This is a genomic window from Mycobacterium sp. 852002-51163_SCH5372311 (assembly GCF_001667115.1).
Classification (GTDB): Bacteria; Actinomycetota; Actinomycetes; order Mycobacteriales; family Mycobacteriaceae; genus Mycobacterium.
Genome location: NZ_LZIJ01000144.1, coordinates 60,562 through 77,811, shown reverse-complemented (window position 1 = coordinate 77,811; position 17,250 = coordinate 60,562). Strand labels below are relative to the sequence as shown.

At 66.0% G+C, this 17,250-nt stretch carries 17 protein-coding genes and 2 tRNA genes; 12 read left to right on the top strand and 7 right to left on the bottom strand.

The genetic code is table 11. The annotated features are described in order from the left end of the window. Position 1: 1 nt before the first annotated feature. The 3 genes from A5791_RS16970 to A5791_RS16960 all read right to left on the bottom strand — a co-directional run bounded on the left by A5791_RS16970 (position 2) and on the right by A5791_RS16960 (position 3,081). The gene (locus A5791_RS16970) at positions 2 to 1,018 is read right to left on the bottom strand and encodes an FAD-dependent oxidoreductase (RefSeq protein ID WP_067239291.1); all 1,017 of its coding nucleotides are present in this window, start codon (positions 1,016 to 1,018) and stop codon (positions 2 to 4) included. Positions 1,019 to 1,102: 84 nt separating this feature from the next. Further along, a complete protein-coding gene (locus tag A5791_RS16965; RefSeq protein WP_067239243.1) occupies positions 1,103 to 2,680 on the bottom strand; it encodes a glycoside hydrolase family 13 protein in 1,578 nt (525 codons plus the stop codon). Positions 2,681 to 2,694: 14 nt separating this feature from the next. After that, the gene (locus tag A5791_RS16960) at positions 2,695 to 3,081 is read right to left on the bottom strand and encodes a globin (protein WP_156661407.1); all 387 of its coding nucleotides are present in this window, start codon (positions 3,079 to 3,081) and stop codon (positions 2,695 to 2,697) included. Between the two features lie 183 nt (positions 3,082 to 3,264). Between A5791_RS16960 and A5791_RS16955 the strand changes: the two genes are divergently transcribed. From A5791_RS16955 to A5791_RS16940, 4 genes are all read left to right on the top strand, one after another. Continuing rightward, complete coding sequence (locus A5791_RS16955) at positions 3,265 to 3,930, top strand: HNH endonuclease (RefSeq protein ID WP_067239241.1); 666 nt, start codon at positions 3,265 to 3,267, stop codon at positions 3,928 to 3,930. Positions 3,931 to 3,994: 64 nt separating this feature from the next. Then, complete coding sequence (locus A5791_RS16950) at positions 3,995 to 4,228, top strand: hypothetical protein (protein WP_067239287.1); 234 nt, start codon at positions 3,995 to 3,997, stop codon at positions 4,226 to 4,228. After that, positions 4,215 to 4,682 (top strand): DUF5130 domain-containing protein, encoded by a 468-nt coding sequence (locus A5791_RS16945; protein WP_067239238.1) that lies wholly within the window; start codon positions 4,215 to 4,217, stop codon positions 4,680 to 4,682. Before A5791_RS16950 ends, A5791_RS16945 begins: the two co-directional genes overlap by 14 nt. Before the next feature lie 35 nt (positions 4,683 to 4,717). After that, on the top strand, positions 4,718 to 5,548 hold the full coding sequence (locus tag A5791_RS16940) for a hypothetical protein (protein WP_231995936.1): 831 nt from the start codon (positions 4,718 to 4,720) through the stop codon (positions 5,546 to 5,548). Here the strand turns inward: A5791_RS16940 and pepN are convergent, their stop codons facing one another. Then, a complete protein-coding gene (gene pepN / locus A5791_RS16935) occupies positions 5,549 to 8,146 on the bottom strand; it encodes an aminopeptidase N (RefSeq protein WP_067239236.1) in 2,598 nt (865 codons plus the stop codon). A 102-nt stretch (positions 8,147 to 8,248) separates the two neighbouring features. Between pepN and A5791_RS16930 the strand changes: the two genes are divergently transcribed. Genes A5791_RS16930 through A5791_RS16920 form a run of 3 tightly spaced genes read left to right on the top strand, consistent with a single transcriptional unit; the run spans position 8,249 to position 10,237 of the window. Beyond that, positions 8,249 to 8,887: an Rv2466c family mycothiol-dependent reductase gene (locus A5791_RS16930; RefSeq protein ID WP_067239234.1), complete on the top strand. Its 639-nt coding sequence runs from the start codon at positions 8,249 to 8,251 to the stop codon at positions 8,885 to 8,887. A 45-nt stretch (positions 8,888 to 8,932) separates the two neighbouring features. Further along, positions 8,933 to 9,412: a ribose-5-phosphate isomerase gene (locus tag A5791_RS16925; RefSeq protein ID WP_067239282.1), complete on the top strand. Its 480-nt coding sequence runs from the start codon at positions 8,933 to 8,935 to the stop codon at positions 9,410 to 9,412. 18 nt (positions 9,413 to 9,430) lie between these two features. Next, positions 9,431 to 10,237 (top strand): Fpg/Nei family DNA glycosylase, encoded by an 807-nt coding sequence (locus tag A5791_RS16920; RefSeq protein WP_067239231.1) that lies wholly within the window; start codon positions 9,431 to 9,433, stop codon positions 10,235 to 10,237. Between the two features lie 33 nt (positions 10,238 to 10,270). On the opposite strand, the gene A5791_RS16915 is transcribed toward A5791_RS16920, so the two are convergent. Together A5791_RS16915 and A5791_RS16910 are read right to left on the bottom strand one after the other, a co-directional pair. Further along, positions 10,271 to 11,467 (bottom strand): serine hydrolase domain-containing protein, encoded by a 1,197-nt coding sequence (locus tag A5791_RS16915; protein WP_067239229.1) that lies wholly within the window; start codon positions 11,465 to 11,467, stop codon positions 10,271 to 10,273. Between the two features lie 32 nt (positions 11,468 to 11,499). After that, positions 11,500 to 11,570: transfer RNA gene (locus A5791_RS16910), tRNA-Gly, on the bottom strand. Positions 11,571 to 11,724: 154 nt separating this feature from the next. On the opposite strand from A5791_RS16910, the gene A5791_RS16905 reads away from it, so the two are divergent. The 4 genes from A5791_RS16905 to clpP2 all read left to right on the top strand — a co-directional run bounded on the left by A5791_RS16905 (position 11,725) and on the right by clpP2 (position 14,653). Beyond that, positions 11,725 to 11,801, top strand: a tRNA-Pro gene (locus tag A5791_RS16905). A 50-nt stretch (positions 11,802 to 11,851) separates the two neighbouring features. After that, entirely contained in the window at positions 11,852 to 13,282 is a 1,431-nt protein-coding gene (gene tig / locus A5791_RS16900; RefSeq protein ID WP_067239226.1) for a trigger factor, read from the top strand. Positions 13,283 to 13,421: 139 nt separating this feature from the next. Beyond that, positions 13,422 to 14,012, top strand: coding sequence for an ATP-dependent CLP protease proteolytic subunit ClpP1 (gene clpP1 / locus A5791_RS16895; protein ID WP_067239224.1), 591 nt, complete (start codon positions 13,422 to 13,424; stop codon positions 14,010 to 14,012). Beyond that, entirely contained in the window at positions 14,009 to 14,653 is a 645-nt protein-coding gene (clpP2, locus tag A5791_RS16890; protein WP_067239222.1) for an ATP-dependent CLP protease proteolytic subunit ClpP2, read from the top strand. The genes clpP1 and clpP2 overlap by 4 nt, the downstream gene beginning before the upstream one ends. A 107-nt stretch (positions 14,654 to 14,760) precedes the next feature. On the opposite strand, the gene mmuM is transcribed toward clpP2, so the two are convergent. Further along, positions 14,761 to 15,657 (bottom strand): homocysteine S-methyltransferase, encoded by an 897-nt coding sequence (mmuM, locus tag A5791_RS16885; RefSeq protein ID WP_231995935.1) that lies wholly within the window; start codon positions 15,655 to 15,657, stop codon positions 14,761 to 14,763. Between the two features lie 306 nt (positions 15,658 to 15,963). Here mmuM and clpX point away from each other — a divergent pair, with 306 nt between their 5' ends. Further along, complete coding sequence (gene clpX, locus A5791_RS16880) at positions 15,964 to 17,244, top strand: ATP-dependent Clp protease ATP-binding subunit ClpX (RefSeq protein ID WP_067239219.1); 1,281 nt, start codon at positions 15,964 to 15,966, stop codon at positions 17,242 to 17,244. The last annotated feature ends 6 nt before the right edge of the window (positions 17,245 to 17,250 follow it).

The window sequence follows — 17,250 nt, the reverse complement described above, 5'->3', positions numbered from 1 at the left end:
ATCAGGGCCCGTAGACCATCCACAAAGGCAGAACGCTGTCAAGGTAATCCATGAATTTCTTCAGCCCAACTCTGTATTGCCCGTAGCCATAGCGGTCCGGCGCGTATTCAGGAAAGGCTATGCCCAGCCCGAATAGTCCGGGAGCCAAAATACCATTCCGTGGATTGTATTCGAGCTGACCCCACTGGGGCGTCTCAGGCAATTGTCTGCGTTCAAAACCGACGGCATAAACGGCACGATCGCATTCGGCAACCTTTTGCTCGAAGTCTGGGCTGGATACCCAGCATCTTTCCAGGCGCTCGGGCAGCACCCCATCGATATTTTCGCGAGCCCACTCGGCCGCCCGGCCCTTCAGGCCGACGTCGTCGAACAGTATCCAGTCGTCCAGATAGATCGCGTATCTCAGTGGGCTCCGGTAGAAGTTGATCACCCGCTGCACAGGCAACCGCAGGAGATGCGGCAGCGCGATCATCGCCGAATGCGAAGAACCGAACACCGCCACCGTCTCGCCTTCCAGCGGCAGTTGCCCGAGGTCGGCCGGATTGAGTGCCACTTCAATCGGAATCTCAGCCAGTTGGGGATGAGAGAGCTTCTTTGGAACTGCCCCGACCGCGAGAATGACGTTTTTGGACTCGATTTCGCCGTCTTCCGTTTCGATTTTCCACTGTCTTTTTTCCAATATCAGGGCGCTTGCCGTCGTTTGGCAGGTGGTCACCCGCTCACGCAGATGCTCAGTGATCCAAACCAAGGGGTCGGCAACCAGGGCGAGGGCGCAGGTTTCGCGACGGTCGATTTCCGCCAGCGGCATGGGCGGTGCTGCCGAAAACCGGAAAGCAGAGGAACCGTTCAGGTACTCGAGGAAAGTGCCGACCTGGGTGTTGCTCGATACCGGCCGCCATTTTTGGCCCAGGTCGCCTGCAGCGAAAGCGGGATCGATCCAGGCAACCTCATCGGGTGCGATGCTCTGATCGAGGAGCCGTCCGACGGCCGCAATTCCCGCGGGTCCGGCTCCGATCACAGTCCACGTGTAGGGGGCCACATATTAGATATAGAGGAGCGAGCGTCATATCGCTTACCAACCAACGTCTGCGTGTGCGGTCGGCTAGACCAGCCACGCCGAGGCATCCGGTCCCAGTTTGCCCGAGACCAGCGGCGAGCTGGCCAGGATGAGTCTGCCGGGCGGCAGCTTGATCGGGCGATCACCCGCGTTCAGCGCGCACACCAGGCCGCCGCCGCGCCGGAAGATCAGCGCATCGCGCGGCGCGGTCAGCCATTCGATACTCGGGCCGGTGAATTCCGAACGGTCCCTGCGTAATTCGAGGGCGCGTCGGAAAAACGACAACATCGAGCCGGGGTCTGCGCGCTGCTTCTCCACGGTCAGAGCCGCCCATTCCGCCGGCATCGGCAACCACGTGTCGGCGCAGGCCGAGAACCCGAACGGGGGAGTATCGCCCGACCACGGCATCGGAACCCGGCACCGATCGCGGCCGCGTTCGGTATGTCCCGAGCGTTCCCACGTCGGGTCCTGCAGCACCTCGTCCGGCAACTCGACGTCGGGCAAGCCGAGTTCCTGACCGTTGTAGATGAACACCGCGCCCGGCAGGGCGAGCATCAACAGCGCCATGGCCCGCGCCCGGCGCAGTCCGATCACGCCGTCGCCGTAGCGACTGACCTCACGCCCCACGTCGTGATTGGCCAGCGTCCAGGTCGGGGTCGCACCCTGCAGCGCCACCGCCGCCAGCGAGTTGTCCACCGCGTCGCGAATGTCGGCCGCGTCGAACTCGGTTTGGGTCAACCGGAAATTGAAACCCAGGTGCAGTTCGTCGGGACGCAGATACTCCGCCCAGCGGGCGTTGTCGCGCACCCACACCTCCCCGACGGTCACCGCCCCGGGATAGCCGTCGACGATCGCGCGGATGTCGCGGTGGATCGCATGGACATTGGGGTGGTCGAAGCGGGGGTCGTCGTCGGTGTGCCGCAACACCTCGCTGTCGCCCGGGGTGTCCGGCAGGTCGGCCGGCTTGGCCATCCCGTGAGCCACGTCGATGCGGAAGCCGTCCACGCCGCGTTCCAGCCAGAACCGCAGCGTTTTCCCGAAGTCGTCGAAGACGTCCGGATGGTCCCAGTTCAGATCTGGCTGCTCGGCGTCGAACAGGTGCAGGTACCACTGGCCGGGGTGGCCGTCCGGTTCGACCACGCGGCTCCAGGCCGGCCCGCCGAACACCGACTCCCAGTTGTTGGGCGGCAGCGACCCGTCCGGGCCCGCGCCGTGGCGAAAGAAATAGCGATCCCGCGCCGCGCTGCCGGGACCAGCCGCCAGTGCCGCCTGAAACCACGGGTGCGCCGAGCTGGAGTGGTTGGGCACCACGTCCATGGTCACTTTGATGCCGCGCTGATGCGCCGCGGCGATCAGCCGCTCAAATGCGGCCAGCCCGCCGAACAACGGGTCGATGTCGCGCGGATCGGCGACGTCGTAGCCATGGTCGGCCATCGGCGAGACGGTGACCGGGTTTATCCAGATCGCATCTACGCCAAGCTCTTTCAGGTAATCAAGATGCGCCGTCAATCCGTCCAGGTCACCGACCCCGTCGCCGTTGCTGTCGGCGAACGAACGCGGATACACCTGGTAGAAGACGGCGTCCGACCACCACACCTCGCGGGCCATCGACCTGCCGCTCATCGACTTGCGGCCTATCAAAACGGGGAGTTCACCAGGGAGTGGGCGGCCATCTCCAGGTATTCGAGCAGTTCGCGGCGGTGCTCGTCGTCCAGGGTCTGCGAATCGATGGAGGCCACCGCGGTGTGCATGCAGCGCAACCAGGCGTCGCGCTCGATGGGCGTGATCCGGAACGGGGCGTGACGCATTCGCAGCCGGGGGTGGCCACGCTGGTCGGAGTAGGTTCGCGGGCCGCCCCAGTACTGCTCGAGAAACATGCGCAGGCGCTCTTCGGCGCCGGCCAGGTCGTCTGCCGGGTACAGCTCGCGGAGTATCTCGTCCTCGGGCACCTGGGCATAGAAGCGGGAAACGATCGTATTGAAGGTCTCGGCACCGCCGACAGCGTCGTAGAAAGACTTTTGCAGCTGATCCATCTCCTCCATTGTGCGGCATCCATTGTGGGCTCCCTTGTCGGCACGGTCACGACAGTCGCCGGGCGGCCCGTAGCCGGCGAACCGGGCCGGTTGTTCACCGGATCGACACGGCGCGCACCAGCAATATGGATGCGATTGGCGTCGAATCATGGTGGACTGTTCCGCGGAGGATCTATGGCGCAGCGTAAGAGACGCCGCAGCCACCGCAGTTCTGGTGCCGCGGCTGGGTTAACCGGGCCCCCGGCCGCGCCGTGCCTGCACAGTGTTGAGAGTTATCCGCGTGCCGACACCCATCCGCCCAGCCGCCACGAGAGCGCGTCGATATGGAGCCGGCGCCGGGTGTTGCTGCTGAACTCCACCTACGAGCCGCTCACCGCGTTGCCGATGCGCCGGGCGATCGTCATGGTGATGTGCGGGAAGGCCGACGTGGTACACGACGACCCGGCCGGGCCGGTCATCCATTCGGCGACCAGGTCGATCGTGGTGCCGTCGGTGATCCAACTGCGCACCTACGTACGGGTTCCGTACCGTGCCCGGGTGCCCATGACCCGGGCCGCGCTGATGCATCGCGACCGCTTCTGCTGCGCTTATTGCGGCGGCAGGGCCGACACCGTGGACCATGTGGTGCCGCGTAGTCGCGGTGGCGACCACACCTGGGAGAACTGCGTCGCGTGCTGTTCGACCTGTAACCATCGCAAGGGCGACAAGCTGCTCGCCGAACTCGGCTGGGCTTTGCGCCGGACGCCCTTGGCGCCGACCGGGCAGCACTGGCGTCTGCTGTCCACCGTCAAGGAACTGGACCCGTCGTGGGCCCGGTACCTCGGCGAGGGCGCAGCCTGAACGAAAAGTCGAGTCGCAACGGCACTGCCACCGCCGGTGGGATACGGTTTGCGTCGTGAACGCTCTGCAGATCCACGGCTTGTTCATCGGAATTCCGCTGTTACTGGTGGCGGTGCTGGCACTGCTGATCTGGTCGCGCAAGGGGCCCCACGCCGCGACCTACAAGCTATCCGAGCCCTGGACACATCCACCGATCCTGTGGGCCGCCACCGACGAAGCGGTCGGCGGCGGGCACGGACATGGCAGTCATGGCGAAGCGCAGTTCACGGTCGGAGGTGGCGCCAGTGGCACGTGGTGAGGTTGCGACGATCGAGCCGACCGAACTCCCCAAAGGCTGGGCGCTTACCACCAGCGGTCGGCTGTCCGGGGTCACCGAGCCCGGCGAGCTGTCCGTCCAGTACCCATTCCCCATCAAAGACCTCGTCGCCATCGACGACGCGCTGAAATACGGCTCGCGGGCGTCTCAGGCGCGGTTCGCCATCTACCTGGGTGACCTGGGTAGCGACACCGCGACGCGGGCGCGGGAGATCCTGGCCAAGGTGCCGACGCCCGACAACGCGGTGCTGCTCGCCGTATCGCCGAGCCAGGGCGTCATCGAGGTGGTCTACGGTTCGGCGCTGCGGGGTCGCGGCGCAGAGTCGGCCGCCCCGCTCGGCGTCGCCGCCGCTTCCTCGGCCTTCGAGCAAGGCGACCTCGTCGACGGGCTGGTCAGCGCGATCCGGGTGCTCAGCTCCGGGATTGCCCCGGCATAGTTGCTGACCTAGTTCGCGGAGGCTGCCCCCTACCGGTGAACCGCTACCAGCAGGCACTACGGGCTGCGGGACTGCTCAGCAGCGGCGCACCTGCGGGCTATTCGCAATGGTTGGCCAATGCCGAACGCCGGCAAGCGGCTCCGGAAGTGGTTGTCGGCATCGCACAACAGCACGGCATCGAACCCGACAGTTTCGGGGTGCTGCGCGACATGGAGGAGATCAAAGACCCCCTCGGCAAGTCGTTCTACCTCCTCCCCCCGGGGACCAGTGGGGACGATGCCCGCAAGGCGGTGCTGATGACCTACGTCGTCAACGCGGGCACCGACTACGCCAAGGCGGGTGAGCGGCCCGGAGTCACCAACGACTTCCCCGAGACGCCGTACTCGGCCGCCGAGGTGCAGCGCATCGCCGACCGCCAGCACGCCAACCGGTGGAGCTACCGCCAGGACGTCGGGTTCGTCGACCGTAGCGGCGGAGGCCTGGTGACAACACCCAACGGCATGCTGATGGGCCTGGGCGGCAACCGGATCCTGCGCCTGTTCACCCGGCACGGCGGCACCGCGTGGGGTGACATCTTCATGGTCAACATCGGCTCCAGGAACTCGGCCGACGCCGCCCAGCTGCTCCGGCTGATCATCGAATCCGGGCACGCGTGGTGCGCCGGCCGCGACGGCCGGCCCTTCGAAACCGACCTCGCGCTGGACCGCGTCCTGCACCACGAGGAGCGGCACTGCGCACAGTGGGCCGCTAAGGGCTATGTGGGCATGATCGGCGGTTACGGCCGGGAAGTGATCCGCGAGCGGATCTTTCGCAAGACCAACCGGATCGAGCAGGACGCCGGCCTGTCCGACGGCGGCTACCGCTGATCAGTTCGCGGCACCTGAATTCAAGGCATCGAACTCGCGGGCTCGCAGCGACCGCTTGACTCCCGCCTGGCCTTCCAGGACGAGCCGGCGCAAAGCGGGCGGGATCTCCGATTCCGGCGCGGCCAGGAACCTGTCGGCCGCCGCGATGCCTTCCTCGCTGATGTCCCAATACGGGTACAGGCCGACCACGACGGATTGGGCGACTTCGCTGGACCGCCGGGCCCAGACTCCCGGAATCGCCTCGAAGTACCGAGTGGTGAAGGGTTTGAGCAGCTCGGCCTGACCCGGTGCGCCGATGCCCGCGATGATCGCGCGTCCGGCGGCGTTTGCCAGCGTGTCGTCCTCGACCACCGTGGTGAACGCCTCCTCTTTGACGCCGAATTGCGGCCGTGCGGCTGACGCCTGGGCGCCGTGTCGCTTGCCGGCAGCGGTCGGGTCGCGTTTGATCTCGGCGTCGATCCGCGGCGACTCGGGTCCGTCGGCGTCGATGGCCCCGGCGGTCGCCAGCGCGGTCACAATGCGCCAGCGCAGGTCGGTGTCGACCTCCAGACCCGCCAGGCCCAGCTCGGCTGGGTCGGCATCCAGCAGCGCTGTGAGCACCTCTACATGCCGCGGCGAGAGCACCGACGAACACAGCACGTTGACGTAGGCGAGCTGATGATCCGATCCGGGTTCCGCGGCGCGCGCCAATTCCAGCACCCGGTCGGCGAATTGCGGCCAGCCGTGCTCGGCGGCCCAGCCGGGCTCGGCGTAGGAACCCAGCGCCGTCTGCGCCTGCAACAGCAGCCGCTGCAACACGGTGAGCTCGGTCTCGGCCTGTACGCCGCCCGACACCAGAGCCACGAAGTCGCGGGCACGCAGCTCGGCCTCGCGGGTCATTTCCCAGGCCGCCGACCACACCAGCGTGCGGGGCAGCGGATCGGCGATGTCGGCGATGCGCTGCAGCGCGGTCTGCAGGGACTCGGTGTCCAGCCGCAGCGAGCAGTAGGTCAGGTCGTCGTCGTTGACCAGTATCAGCTGGCCACGCGAAACACCAACCAGCGCAGGCACTTCCGTCTCCGGACCGGACACGTCGAGTTCCTCGCGATGCACCCGCACCAGCTTGCCGCTCTCGTCGTCGTCGTAGATACCGACCGCGAGCCGGTGCACCCGGGTCTCACCGGCGCCTGGCGCGGCGCCGCCCTGCATCACCGTGAAACTGGTGAACCTGCCCTCGGAGTCCACGTCGAAATCCGGCCGCAGCGTGTTCAGCCCGGTGGTCTTCAGCCACTGCTGACCCCAGGTCGACAGGTCGCGCCCGGACGCCTTTTCCAGCGCGCCCACCAGGTCGTCGAACGTGGCGTTGCCGAACGCATGGGTGCGGAAGTAGTCGCGCAGGCCGGCCAGAAAGTGCTCCAGCCCGACGTAGGCGACCAGCTGCTTGAGCACCGACGCTCCCTTGGCGTAGGTGATGCCGTCGAAGTTCACCTCTACGGCGGCCAGGTCCGGGATGTCGGCGGCGATCGGGTGCGTCGACGGCAGTTGGTCCTGACGGTAGGCCCACGACTTCTCGACCGTGGCGAACGTCGTCCACGCTTCGGTGAATTCGGTGGCCTCGCTCTGGCACAGCACCGATGCGAACGTTGCGAAGGACTCGTTCAGCCACAGGTCGTCCCACCAGGTCATGGTGACCAGGTCGCCGAACCACATGTGCGCCATCTCGTGCAGCACCGTCTCCGCGCGCCGCTCATAGGAAGCCCGGGTCACCTTGCTGCGGAAGACGTAGTCTTCCAGGAACGTCACCGCGCCGGCGTTTTCCATTGCGCCGGCGTTGAATTCGGGCACGAACAGCTGGTCGTACTTGCCGAACGCGTACGGCATGCCAAAGTGCTTGTGGTAGAAGCCGAATCCCTGCTTGGTCTGGGTGAACAACCGCTCGGCGTCCATGTGGTCGGCCAGTGACGCCCGGCAGTAGATGCCCAGCGGGATCTCGCCGTGTTCATCGGAGTACACGTCTTCCCAGGACGCGTACGGTCCGGCGATCAGCGCCACCAGATAGGTGCTCATCCGCGGGGTGGTGGCGAAGGTGTGTATGCCGTCGGAAACGCTGGTGGCCGCACCGTTGGAGATCACCTTCCAGTGCTTGGGCGCGGTGACCTGTATGTCGAACGTGGCCTTGAGGTCGGGTTGGTCGAAGCAGGCGAACATGCGCTTGGCGTCGGCGGTTTCGAATTGGGAGTACAGGTAGGTCTCGTCGTCCACCGGGTCGACGAACCGGTGCAATCCCTCACCGGTGTTGGAGTAGCGGCAGTCGGCGTCGACGACGAGCTCGTTGCGTTTCTCCAGTCCGGTCAGCGGGATGCCGGTCGATTCGTCGTAGCCGGAGATGTCGAGTTCGCGGCCGTTGAGCCGGGCGCTTCGGATCGTGTCGGCGGCGATGTCGATGACCGTGTCGGCGCCGGCGAGGGCGTCGAACACCACGGTGGTGGTGGAGCGGAAGGTTCGGGAGCCCGGGCCGCCGTGACCGTCCGTGAGGTCGAGATTGATCTGGTAGTTGTCGACGGTGATCAGCGCGGCGCGCTCGGCAGCCTGATCGCGGGTGAGGTTAGGAAGAGCCACGCGTCCCAACTTAAACGTCGGGACGGGAACAGGTGCGCGGCGACTACGGTTGTGCAGGACGGTGCTGTGACCGTCTGGAAACCTCGAGGAGAGGACTGCGCAATGGCTGAAAAGGCCTCAAAACGTAAGGCCACTGAGAAATCCACCGCCGATTTCTGGTTCGACCCCCTGTGTCCGTGGTGCTGGATCACGTCGCGCTGGATTCTCGAGGTGGAGAAGGTTCGCGATATCGAGGTGCACTTCCACGTGATGAGCCTCGCGGTGCTCAACGAGAAGCGTGAAGACCTGCCCGAGCAGTACCGCGAAGGCATGAAGAAGGCCTGGGGTCCGGTGCGGGTGGCGATCGCCGCCGAGCAGGCACACGGGGCCAAAGTGCTCGACCCGCTGTACACCGCGATGGGCACCCGGATCCACAACGAGGGGAACAAGGACCTCGACGAGGTAATCAAGCTGTCGCTGGCCGACGCCGGACTGCCGGCCGAACTGGCCGAGGCGGCCACCAGCGACGCTTATGACGAAGCGTTGCGCAAGAGCCACCACGCCGGTATGGACGCCGTCGGTGAGGACGTCGGCACCCCGACCATCCACGTCAACGGCGTGGCGTTCTTCGGGCCGGTGCTGTCCAAGATTCCGCGCGGCGAGGAGGCCGGCAAGCTGTGGGACGCCTCGGTGACGTTCGCCGCCTACCCGCACTTCTTCGAACTGAAGCGGACCCGCACCGAGCCGCCCCAGTTCGACTGAGAGTTCGGCCGACCGCACCGTCATCGCGTCGTGCACAATGTCGGCATGCGCGTCTACCTGGGGTCAGACCATGCCGGATTCGAGCTCAAGCAACAGATCGCCGAGCACCTGAAGAAGGCCGGACACGAGCCGATCGACTGCGGCGCCTTCAGCTACGACGCTGAAGACGACTATCCCGCTTTCTGCATCGCTGCCGCGACGCGCACGGTGGCTGATCCGGGCAGTCTGGGCATCGTGCTGGGCGGTTCCGGCAACGGTGAGCAGATCGCCGCGAACAAGGTCCCCGGCGCGCGCTGCGCGCTGGCGTGGAGTGTGCAGACCGCACAGCTGGCCCGGGAACACAACAACGCCCAATTGATCGGCATCGGCGGTCGCATGCACACCCTCGACCAGGCGCTGGCGATCGTCGACGCGTTCGTGTCCACTCCGTGGTCGAACGTCCAACGCCACCAACGGCGAATCGACATTCTCGCCGAATACGAACGCACCCATCAGGCACCGCCGGTCCCCGGCGCCGTGTCCTGACCGGACCCGCGAGTCACGGTGCCCGAAGGGCATACCCTGCACCGGCTGGCCCGGCTGCACCAGCGCCGGTTCCGCGGCGCGCCCGTTTCGGTGTCCAGTCCCCAGGGCCGATTCAGCGACTCGGCGGCGTTGGTGGACGGCCGGGTGTTGTTGCGGGCCACCGTCTGGGGCAAGCATCTGTTCCATCACTACGCCGGCGGCCCGATCGTGCATGTGCATCTCGGTCTCTACGGCACCTTCACCGAATGGCCGCGTCCGGCCGACGGGCCGCTTCCCGAAGCGGTCGGACAGGTGCGGATGCGGATGGTGGGCGCCGAGTACGGCACCGACTTGCGCGGCCCGACGGTCTGCGAGCTGGTGGACGAGGGTCAGGTTGCCGACGTGGTGGCCAGGCTGGGGCCCGACCCGTTGCGCGCCGACGCCGATCCGGCCTGGCCTTGGACCCGAATTGCCAAGTCCCGCAGGCCGATTGGCGCGCTTCTGATGGACCAGACGGTCATCGCGGGAGTGGGCAACGTCTATCGCAACGAATTGTTGTTCCGCCACGGCATCGACCCGTATCGGCCCGGCCGGGGGATTGGCGAGGAGGAGTTCGACGCGGCGTGGACCGATCTCGTGGCCCTGATGAAGGTGGGCCTGCGCGGCGGCAGGATCATCGTGGTCCGGCCCGAACACGACCACGGTCCGCCGTCATACCGGCAAGGGCGGCCGCGCACGTACGTGTACCGGCGCGCCGGCGATCCCTGCCGGGTATGTGCGACGACCATTCGCACTGCGGTGCTGGAGGGCCGAAATGTGTTCTGGTGCCCCACTTGTCAAACCTGAAGCCCCAGCGGTGATCGGGGCCGTTCGTGCCGGTCAGCTCGGGATGACGCCGAGCGCGGCGTAGACCTGGTTGCTCAGGGCGACGCTGCGTGGGTCCGCGTTGGCCTTCGTAGCGTCGAAGCGGTTCGCTACGTACGCATAGCCGATCCGGTGTTCCAAGTCCACGAAGCCGAATGAGCCACCCAGGCCGCCGTGGCCGAACATCCGCGGGTTGGGCCCGTTGACGCAGCGCTGGTTGAGCATGTAGCCCAGACCCCAGCCGTGATCGGCGACCCGGGGCCCGAGCACCAGATCGGGTTCGAAGCCGCCCTGCGGCGTTCGCACCAGTTCCATGTGCTCGCGGCTGAGCAGCTTCTCCTGGGCCAGCGCGTTGTAGAACGTCGCCAATCCCAGCGCGGATACCTGGCCGTTGGTGCCGGGGAACTCGAGCCGACGCCACAACTGCAGGTTTTCGGTGTCGAGGTCGTCGTCGGGCAGGAAACCCATCGCGATCGACATCCCGGCCTTGGGATGTTCGTCCAGTCTGGTCGGCCAGCCGGGGGCGTGCAGTTCGGCCAGCAGCTGTCGGCCGGTCGGTTTGTTCACTCGCTCCGCGCAGCGCAGCTGGTCGGCCGGTGACAGTCCGATATGGATGTCGGCGCCGATCGGCTCGGCGATCTCGGCCCGCAGGTACTGACCGACCGTGCGGCCGGTGACCCGCCGGAATACCTCGCCGAGGATGAATCCGTAGGTGGTCATGTGGTAGCCCTGCGCCGTGCCCGGTTCCCACCACGGTTCGGCGATGGCCAGCTGGGCGCAGACGTAATCCCAGTCGACGAGCTGTTGGGTGTTCAGCCGGGTGCGTGGCCCGATGACGCCGGACCGGTGGCTCATCACCATGGCCAGGGTGATGTTCTCCTTGCCGGCCTGCCCGAACTCGGGCCAGTACCGGGCCACCGGTGCGTACAGGTCCAGCTCACCGCGGTCGGCAAGCTGGTGCACGCAGGTAGACGTCATGCCCTTGGTGCCGGACAGCACGGTGGTCAGCGTGTCCTGCTCCCAGGGCCGGGTGCCGGCAGCGTCGGCCGAGCCGCCCCAGAGGTTGACGACGAGGTCGCCGTCGACCCACACCGCGACCGCCGCACCAACGTCTTTCCGCTCGGCGAAATTGCGCTCGAACGCGTCACGCACCCCGACGAAATCAGGCGCGCAGGAGCCGTGGATGTCAGCATCCGTTGCAAGGTCGCTCATGGCGCCTTTCTTTCCCGCAAACACCTGATCCGAGCGGGCGACGGGAATCGAACCCGCGTCGCTAGTTTGGAAGACTAGGGCTCTACCATTGAGCTACGCCCGCGTGTATTAGTCGAGCGCGACTGTACGTCGCGGCAGACGTCAAATCTAATCGAAGCTGTTTGGTGACCGCTCTGTGAGGTCGCAGGTGCCGGAGGTCCGCGCGAAGCGGATGGCCGGCCTCGTCATGCAGGGCTCTAGGATCGACGTCGTCAGCGCGGGGTGTAGCGCAGCTTGGTAGCGCATCCGCTTTGGGAGCGGAAGGCCGCAGGTTCAAATCCTGTCACCCCGACCAACCCGACGACTAGCAACGAGCCCGAATAAAAATCACTGAGGAGCACATCCGTGAAGAGCAGTGTCGAGCAATTGAGCCCCACCCGGGTGCGCATCAGTGTGGAGGTGCCGTTCACCGAGCTCGAACCTGATTTCCAGCGCGCCTACAAGGAGCTGGCCAAACAGGTGCGGCTGCCCGGGTTCCGTCCCGGCAAGGCGCCCGCGCGGCTGCTGGAGGCCAGGTTCGGCCGGGAAGCGATGCTCGACCAAGTGATCAGTGACGCGCTGCCCACCCGCTACGGACAGGCGGTGGCCGAATCCGAAGTCCAGCCGCTGGGGCAGCCCGAGATCGAGGTGACCCAGAAGGAGTACGGCCAGGACCTGGCGTTCACCGCGGAGGTCGACGTCCGCCCCAAGATCACCCTGCCGGACCTCAGCACCCTGAAGGTCGAGGTGGAGCCGTTCGAGGTCAGCGACGACGACGTGGAGGCCGAACTGCAGGCGTTGCGGTCCCGGTTCGGCACCCTGAAAGGCGTCGACCGGCCGGTGCAGACCGGTGACTTCGTCTCGATCGACCTTTCGGCCACCGTCGACGGCGAGGAAGTGCCGAACGCGGCCGCCGAGGGACTTTCCCACGAGGTCGGCTCCGGCCGGCTGATCGCCGGACTCGACGATGCGCTGGTCGGCTTGGCCGCCGACGAGTCGCGCGAGTTCACCGCGAAGCTGGCGACCGGCGAACACGCGGGGCAGGACGCGCAGGTCACGGTCACCGTCAAGTCGATCAAAGAGCGTGAGCTGCCCGAGCCCGACGACGAATTCGCCCAGCTGGCCAGCGCCTTCGACACCATCGACGAGTTGCGGGCCAACCTCGCCGACCAGGTGCGGCACGCCAAGCGTGCGCAGCAGGCCGAGCAGATTCGCAACGCGACGCTCGAGGCTCTACTCGAGCAGGTCGACGTGCCCTTGCCGGAGTCCTACGTGCAAGCGCAGCTCGAGGGCGTCATGCACCAGACGCTCAGCGGGCTGAACAACGACGAAGCCAAGTTCAACGAACTGCTCGCCGAGCAAGGGTCGTCGCGGGAAGAGTGGGACGCCGAGGCGCGCAGCGCATCCGAGAAGGACGTCAAGAGGCAGCTGCTACTGGATGCGTTGGCCGACGATCTCGGCGTCCAGGTCGGCCAGGACGACCTGACCGAGCGCCTGGTGATGACATCACAGCAGTACGGCATCGAACCCCAGCAGCTGATCGGCTACCTCCAGGAGAACAACCAGCTGCCGGCGATGTTCGCCGATGTGCGGCGCGAACTGGCCGTCAAGGCCGTGGCCCGAGCGGCGACGGTCACCGATACCGGCGGCAACACCATCGACACCGATGAGCTCTTCGGCAAACACGAGCACACGAACGCCGAGGACGCGGCCGTCGAGACAGCGGCCGAGGAGACAGCGGCCGAGGAGACAGCTGCGGATGGCGCCGAGGCGAAAGACGATGCGGCCGAATCATGATGTCCGGCCATGACCGGGCGTGAAGCTGTAAGCGAACGCGGCCATCTCAGGGGATGCGTGGCACCCATGCATCGGGTTGGGTTGGTTAGTGTCGGTGCATACAGAACTCGAGAAAGCAGGTAATTCAGTCGTGACTGACATGCGTTCGAACTCGGTGGGTCTAAACCTCACGGACTCGGTGTATGAGCGCTTGCTCTCCGAGCGCATCATCTTCCTGGGGTCGGAGGTGAACGACGAAGTCGCCAACCGGTTGTGCGCACAGATTCTGCTGCTCGCCGCCGAAGACACCGAGAAAGACATCAACCTGTACATCAACTCGCCGGGTGGATCGATCAGCGCCGGGATGGCGATCTACGACACCATGGTCTTGGCGCCGTGTGACATCGCCACCTACGCGATGGGGATGGCCGCCTCGATGGGCGAGTTCCTGTTGGCCGCCGGCACCAAGGGCAAGCGCTTCGCCCTGCCACACGCCCGCATCCTGATGCACCAGCCGCTGGGTGGGGTGACCGGCAGCGCGGCCGACATCGCCATTCAGGCCGAGCAGTTCGCCGTCATCAAGAAAGAGATGTTCCGCCTCAACGCCGAGTTCACCGGCCAGCCGATCGAACGCATCGAGGCGGATTCCGATCGCGACCGCTGGTTCACCGCCCCGGAAGCTCTCGAGTACGGGTTCGTCGACCACATCATCACCCGCGCCGCACACATCAGTAACGGAGAAGCCCAGTGAGTACCTCCAACCCCCACATTCAGCCTCAGGCGCGCTACATCCTGCCGTCGTTCATCGAGCACTCCAGCTTCGGTGTCAAAGAGTCCAACCCGTACAACAAGCTGTTCGAGGAGCGCATCATCTTCCTCGGCGTCCAGGTCGACGACGCGTCGGCCAACGACATCATGGCGCAACTCTTGGTGCTGGAATCGCTGGATCCCGACCGCGACATCACCATGTACATCAACTCGCCGGGCGGCGGGTTCACTTCGCTGATGGCGATCTACGACACCATGCAGTACGTCCGGGCCGACATCCAGACGGTGTGCCTGGGTCAGGCCGCATCGGCGGCCGCGGTCCTGCTGGCCGCCGGCACGCCCGGTAAGCGCATGGCGTTGCCCAACGCCCGGGTGCTGATCCATCAGCCGTCGTTGTCCGGTGTGATCCAGGGTCAGTTCTCCGACCTGGAGATCCAGGCCGCCGAAATCGAGCGGATGCGCACGCTGATGGAGACCACGCTGGCCCGCCACACCGGCAAGGACGCCGCGGTGATCCGCAAGGACACCGACCGCGACAAGATCCTGACCGCCGAAGAGGCCAAGGACTACGGGATCATCGACACCGTGCTGGAATACCGGAAGCTCTCCGCGCAGACCGCCTAGCCGTTTTCGGACCTTCGCCGACGGCAGCTCCACCGATCCTGCGGTGCGGGCGATCAAAATCGAGAAAAGGTAGCCCTGAGCGCAGGCTCGATGCCATGAGCGCAGACTCATGATTTCGGGCTCAGGCGCGACGCCAATTCGGCGATATCGGCCGGTCCTACCCGGCAGCATCCCCCGACGATGCGCGCCCCGGCCAAGATCCACTGGTTCGCCAGTTCCGCCGTAAACCTGCGCGGACCGGTCCAGGTTCGCCCGTCCCAGCCCTCGCCACTGTTCGGGTAGACGATCACCGGCTTGCCGGTGCCTGCGGCGTGTATCGCCGGTAGCACGTCGTCGGGCGAACAGCAGTTGACGCCGACGGCGACGATCTCGGGCACTCCGGCGGCCACCGCGAACGCATCGGACAGCGGTTGGCCGGCCCTTGTCTGATTCCCGTCGATCGTGTAGCTGAGCCAGGCCGGGACGCCGAGCGAGCGCACCAAATCGACCAACGCCTCGGCCTCGTCGACGTCGGGAACGGTTTCCAGGGCAAGCACGTCCGCGCCCGCCGCGGCCAGGACCTCGAGCCGCGGGCGATGCCATCGCGTCAGCTCCGCCACGGAGAGGCCGTAGCGTCCGCGGTACTCGGAGCCGTCGGCAAGCGCCGCCCCGTACGGTCCGACCGAGGCCGCCACCAACAGCCCGGCTGTGCCGACCTCGTCCCTCGCCGCTTTGGCGAGTTCGACGCTGCGGCGCAGCAACGCTATGGCATCGTCGCGCCCGATCCCGTGCGCGGCAAAGCCCTCGAACGACGCCTGGTAGCTCGCGGTCGTCGCGATCATGGCACCGGCGCGAAAGTAAGCGGCATGCACCTCGACGATCGTCTGCGGGGCGTCCGACAGCAGCTTGGCCGACCACAGCGGGTCGGCCAGGTCGTTCCCGCGCGCCTCCAGTTCGGTGGCCAGGCCGCCGTCACTGATCAGCACGGATTCGCCGGGCCACTCGCCGCCGCCGACCGGTTCCACACGGTCACTGTAGGGTGGCCGGCCGGGGGATTCGCCCGCTGTGCGGCGAGGCTGATGCGGCTCGGTCGGGTAACGACCGCGACACGCCAGAGACACGCATAGCGCGTCTCGACAAGCCACGGACGCCATCGGGCTATATGTTTCATTCAGATCGACAGGCGTGAACACCCCACGAATACCAAACACGCGATTCATCCCTAACGGTCGCGGTGAGCAGCAGCAAGCGGGTAGCGTCGGGGAATACACGCGGCACGGTAAGACGAACAGGCGACGAGGCAGCAACCAGAAAGTAGGCCCTGAAGCATCATGGCGCGCATCGGAGACGGCGGTGACTTGCTGAAGTGCTCGTTCTGCGGAAAGAGCCAGAAACAGGTCAAGAAACTCATTGCGGGCCCCGGTGTGTACATCTGCGATGAGTGCATCGACCTGTGCAACGAGATCATCGAAGAAGAACTTGCCGACGCCGACGACGTGAAACTCGACGAGCTGCCCAAGCCGGTCGAGATCCGCGAATTCCTCGAGGGATATGTCATTGGCCAGGACACCGCCAAGCGGACGCTCGCGGTGGCCGTCTACAACCACTACAAGCGGATCCAGGCCGGCGAGAAGGGCCGAGACTCCCGGCACGAGCCGGTTGAGCTGACCAAGTCCAATATCCTGATGCTCGGGCCCACCGGCTGTGGCAAGACCTACCTGGCCCAGACGCTGGCCAAGATGCTCAACGTGCCGTTCGCCATCGCCGACGCCACCGCGCTGACCGAGGCCGGCTACGTCGGCGAGGACGTGGAGAACATCCTGCTCAAGTTGATCCAGGCCGCCGACTACGACGTCAAGCGCGCCGAGACCGGCATCATCTACATCGACGAGGTCGACAAGATCGCCCGCAAGAGCGAGAACCCGTCGATCACCCGCGACGTCTCCGGTGAGGGCGTCCAGCAGGCCTTGCTGAAGATCCTGGAGGGCACTCAGGCGTCGGTTCCCCCGCAGGGCGGCCGCAAGCACCCGCACCAGGAGTTCATTCAGATCGACACCACCAACGTGTTGTTCATCGTCGCCGGGGCGTTCGCGGGCCTGGAGAAGATCATCTACGAACGGGTCGGCAAGCGTGGCCTGGGCTTCGGCGCCGAAGTTCGCTCCAAGGCCGAGATCGACACCACCGACCACTTCGCCGAAGTGATGCCCGAGGACCTCATCAAGTTCGGGCTGATCCCCGAATTCATCGGCCGGCTGCCGGTGGTCGCCTCGGTCACCAACCTGGACAAGGAGTCGTTGGTCAAGATCCTGTCCGAGCCGAAGAACGCACTGGTCAAGCAGTACATCCGGCTCTTCGAGATGGACGGCGTGGAGCTGGAGTTCACCGACGACGCGCTGGAGGCCATCGCGGATCAGGCCATCCACCGCGGCACCGGCGCCCGCGGCCTGCGGGCCATCATGGAGGAAGTCCTGCTGCCGGTCATGTATGACATCCCGAGCCGCGACGACGTCGCCAAGGTCGTTGTCACCAAGGAGACCGTGCAGGACAACGTGTTGCCGACGATCGTGCCGCGGAAGCCGTCGCGCGCCGAGCGTCGCGACAAGAGCGCCTGACCGCGA